The 4,370-nt window shown below is 72.6% G+C and carries 3 protein-coding genes; 1 reads left to right on the plus strand and 2 read right to left on the minus strand.

Features of this window, described 5'->3' with window-relative positions; all coding sequences use genetic code 11:
- Window positions 1-265: 265 nt before the first annotated feature.
- Complete coding sequence (locus tag ACFV6I_RS21520) at window positions 266-2,005, plus strand: TIGR03767 family metallophosphoesterase (RefSeq protein ID WP_079136030.1); 1,740 nt, start codon at window positions 266-268, stop codon at window positions 2,003-2,005.
- 107 nt (window positions 2,006-2,112) lie between these two features.
- Here ACFV6I_RS21520 and ACFV6I_RS21525 read toward each other — a convergent pair whose 3' ends face one another.
- Both ACFV6I_RS21525 and ACFV6I_RS21530 read right to left on the minus strand, forming a co-directional pair.
- Complete coding sequence (locus ACFV6I_RS21525) at window positions 2,113-3,642, minus strand: precorrin-2 C(20)-methyltransferase (protein WP_380427034.1); 1,530 nt, start codon at window positions 3,640-3,642, stop codon at window positions 2,113-2,115.
- Window positions 3,639-4,265 (minus strand): precorrin-8X methylmutase, encoded by a 627-nt coding sequence (locus ACFV6I_RS21530; RefSeq protein WP_063350072.1) that lies wholly within the window; start codon window positions 4,263-4,265, stop codon window positions 3,639-3,641. The genes ACFV6I_RS21525 and ACFV6I_RS21530 overlap by 4 nt, the downstream gene beginning before the upstream one ends.
- Window positions 4,266-4,370: the final 105 nt, after the last annotated feature.

A 4,370-nucleotide genomic window follows, 5' to 3' on the forward strand; every position in this document is an offset into this window, starting at 1 on the left:
GGCGCTGGGGTGGAGTTTCACACCCCCCGGCGCGGGGCGCGGCCCGCCGGCGGGGGGGGGGGCGGGGGGGCCGCGCGGGGCGGGGGGGCGCGGGGGGCGGGGGCCCGCTGCCCCGCGTTCCCGAAGAGTTCTCCGCACGGGCCTCGCACCCCGCTCCTACCAGTGAGTAATCTGGCGGTCCGCCAGAGGGCGGGTTCATGACACGGGGTCCGGCGGCCGGGTTGTCCGGCCGGGCCATCAGCATGTGGGGGTTTTTGTGGCAGGGATGAGTCGGCGTACGTTCCTCACCGGTACGTCGGTGGCCGCCGCCTGGTCGGCCTTGTCGCTGGGCGGCGGGCAGTTCGCCTCGGCGGCGGAGCGCGAGCGCGCACTGACGGCCACCGCCGCGCGGGCGGTCAAGACGACGGGCACCACGCTCGACCAGGTGGCCACGCCCGTCGGCACCGGCGGGTACAAGCGGCTGACGGCCGGGCCGGGCTGGCCGCTGGTGGTGCGCGGCGACCTGGCGGCGCCGGGCACCGGGCGGGACGACCGACGGACCGGGCTGGCCAGCTTCGTCCAGTTCAGCGACCTGCACCTGGTGGACACCGAGTCCCCGGTGCGATTCGAGTACCTGGCCCGGTTCACCGGCAGCGCGTACCGGCCGCAGGAGGCCCTGAACGCCCGCGGCGTCTCGGCCCTCGTCGAGCGGGTCAACGCGCTCGACGGCGGCCCCTACACCGGGATGCCGTTCAGCATGGTGATGGCCACCGGCGACAACACCGACAACCACGAGCAGGCCGAACTCGACTGGTACCTCACCGTCATGGGCGGCGGCCGGCTCGCCCAGAACACCGGTGACCCGAACCGCTACGAAGGCGTGCAGAACTCGGGCAACGCCGCCTACTGGAACCCCGAACTCGCCTACAACGACGGCTACAAGGCGAAGGGCTTCCCGCAGATACCGGGCTTCCTCGACGCCGCCGGCCGGCCGTTCGACGCGCCGGGCCTGCGTACGCCCTGGTACACGACGGTCGGCAACCACGATGACAGCCTTGAGGGTTCGCTGCCGGACCTCGGGCTGCTGAACGACCTCTACACCGGCCAGTACAAGCTGGAGGGCTGCAACGACGCGGACGCGGCCCGGCTGATGGACTCGCTGCGCCGCGACCCGGCCGGCGCCGCGCTCCTGCTCGCGAAGCTGCTCGCGAGCGGCGACGCGGTGCGCCGGATCACCCCGGACGAGCGCCGACGGCCGTTCACGCTCAAGGAGTTCGCCAAGGCCCACCTGAACCCGGCGCACACCGGCGCCGGCCCGTACGGGCACGGTTTCACCTCGGACATGGTGGGCAGCGGCAAGCTCTACTACACCTTCCGCATCTCGGAGAAGGTGCTCGGCATCAGCCTGGACACCACCAACCAGGCCGGATTCGCGGACGGTTCACTGGGCACCGCGCAACTGCGCTGGCTGGAGCAGCAGTTGAAGGCGCACAGCGGGCACTGGTACGACACCGACGGACGCAAGGTGACGGGCGGCAGCACGGACGAGGTGATCCTCCTGTTCAGCCACCACACGAGCACCACCATGGGCAACCTGCTGCCCGACCCGCGCAACATCTTCGAGAAGCGGCACGACGGCAACGAGCTGGTGGCGCTGCTCCAGCGCTACCCGAACGTGATCGCGTGGGTGAACGGCCACACCCACATGAACAAGGTCACGGCGCACGGCCACGCGGTGCCGGAGCGGGCGTTCTGGGAGATCAACACCGCCTCGCACATCGACTACCCGCAGCACGGGCGCATCATCGAGATCGCGGACAACGGGGACGGCACGCTCTCCCTGTTCACGACGCTGATCGAGTCCTCCGCACCGTACGGCACGGACTTCGGCAGCACCTCGGACGCCAACCTCGCCGCGCTGTACCGCGAGCTGTCGTACAACGACCCGAACGGCCGGCCGGCGGCGCTGCTGGGCGCGGGCGAGGACCACAACACGGAGCTGGTGATCGCCAAGCCGACCCGGTGACGGGGAGGCGGGGACGCCGGGCGGCGAACAAGTAACAGAAAACAGATGACAGCTAACAGATGATGAAATCTGTTAGCTGTCATCTGTTTTCTGTTAGTCGTCGCCCGTTACTCCTCCGGGTACCGCCGCGGCGTCCAGACGACCTTCACGCCGCCGCCCCGCTCGACCGCCTGGGTCTGCGAGGAGCCGATCAGCAGGATCGTCCGCATGTCGACCAGCGCCGGATCCAGCTCGCCCAAGCGGACGATCCGCACGCGCTCGGTCGGCCCGCCGACGTCACGCGCCATCACCACCGGCGTCTCGGGCGCGCGGTACTCCAGCAGCAGGTCCCGGGCGAGGGCGACCTGCGTGGTGCGCGACTTCGAGCCCGGGTTGTAGAGCGCGAGCACCAGGTCCGCCTCGGCCGCCGCGCGCAGCCTGCGGGCCACCACGTCCCAGGGCTTGAGCCGGTCCGACAGCGACACCACCGCATAGTCGTGCCCGAGCGGGGCGCCGGCCCGGGAGGCGGCCGCGTGCGCCGCGGTCATCCCCGGGACGATCCGCACCGGGACGTCCCGGTAGGCCTCCTCGCAGGCGACCTCCAGGACGGCGGTGGCCATCGCGAAGACGCCCGGGTCACCCGAGGACACCACCGCGACCTTGTGCCCGCGGCGGGCCAGTTCGAGGGCGTACTCGGCGCGCTCCGACTCGACCTTGTTGTCCGAGCCGTGCCGCCGCTGCCCCGGCCGCTCGGGCACCCGGTCCAGGTAGGTGGTGTAGCCGACCAGGTCGGTCGCCTCGGCGAGGACGCCGCGCGCCTCGGGGGTGAGCCAGAGCGGCCCGGCCGGACCGGTGCCGATGACGGCCACCGCGCCCGCGCCGTCCGTCCGCCGCTCCAGCGGCTCCAGCGGCTCCAGCGGCGCGACCTTGCTCGGCAGTACCGCCACCGAGAAGTACGGGACGGTCTCGCCCTCGACCTCCGCGAGCGGCAGGATGCGCTCCCCGTCCATGAACGCGCGCTCGACGTACTGCGCGTCGTCGAGCCGACCGGCCCGCTCCAGCGCCCGCCGGACGGCCGGGAAGGTGCGCCCCAGCTTCATGATCACGGCGGAGTCGGCGGCGGCGATCCGCGCCGTCAGCTCCTCCTCGGGCAGCGTGCCCGGGATGACGGTGAGCGTCTCCTCGGCCTCGGTCAGCGGCTGGCCGAGCCGGGCGGCCGCGGCGCTGACGGAGGTCACGCCCGGCACCACCTCGGTCGGGTAGCGGTGCGCGAGCCGCTTGTGCATGTGCTGGTACGAGCCGTAGAACAGCGGGTCGCCCTCGGCGAGGACCACGACGTCGCGGCCGGCGTCCAGGTGGGCGGCCAGCCGGGCGGCGGCCTCCTCGTAGAAGTCGTCCAGCGCGCCCCGGTAGCCGCCCGGGTGGTCGGTGGTCTCGACCGTGATCGGGTAGACCAGCTTCTCCTCGATCTGACCATCCGCCAGATAGCGTTCGGCGATCGAGCGCGCGATGGACCGGCCGTGCCGGGCGCTGTGGTAGGCCACCACGTCGGCCTTGCCGATGAGTTCGGCCGCCCGGACGGTCACCAGCGACGGGTCGCCGGGGCCGAGCCCGACCCCGTAGAGCCGGCCGACACCAGAGGTCTGACGATCCGTCACTCTTCTTCGCTCGCAATCGCGTTGACGGCGGCGGCGGCGATCGCGCTGCCACCGCGCCGGCCGCGCACCACCAGGTGCTCCAGGCCGGACGGGTGCTCGGCCAGGGCCTGCTTGGACTCGGCGGCGCCGATGAAGCCGACCGGGACGCCGATCACCGCGGCCGGGCGCGGCGCGCCGGCCTCGATCATCTCCAGCAGCCGGAACAGCGAGGTCGGCGCATTGCCGACGGCCACCACCGCGCCTTCCAGCCGGGGCAGCCACAGCTCCATGGCGGCGGCGCTGCGGGTGTTGCCCATCTTCCGGGCGAGCTCCGGCACGGACGGGTCGGTGAGGGTGCACACGACCTCGTTGTCGGCGGGCAGCCGCTTGCGGGTGACGCCGCTCGCCACCATGTTCACGTCGCACAGGATCGGCGCCCCGGCCCGCAGCGCCGCGCGCGCGGAGGCGACCACGCCCGGCGAGTACACCAGGTCCTCGACCAGGTCGACCATCCCGCAGGCGTGGATCATCCGCACCGCGACCTGGGAGACGTCCGCCGGGAGGGCGGCCAGGTCGGCCTCCGCACGGATGGTGGCAAAGGACTGGCGGTAGATGGACGCGCCGTCCTTCTCGTACTCGATCACTTCGTGGTCCTCCTGGCCGCGGGGACCGCCTCGGCCACCAAGACGGTGGGGACCGGCCCCGCCCCCCCCGGGGGCGCCGGGCCGCTGAACGGCGACCCGGTTGCC

Origin of the sequence: Kitasatospora sp. NPDC059803, assembly GCF_042732255.1 — a bacterium.
Lineage (GTDB): Bacteria > Actinomycetota > Actinomycetes > Streptomycetales > Streptomycetaceae > Kitasatospora.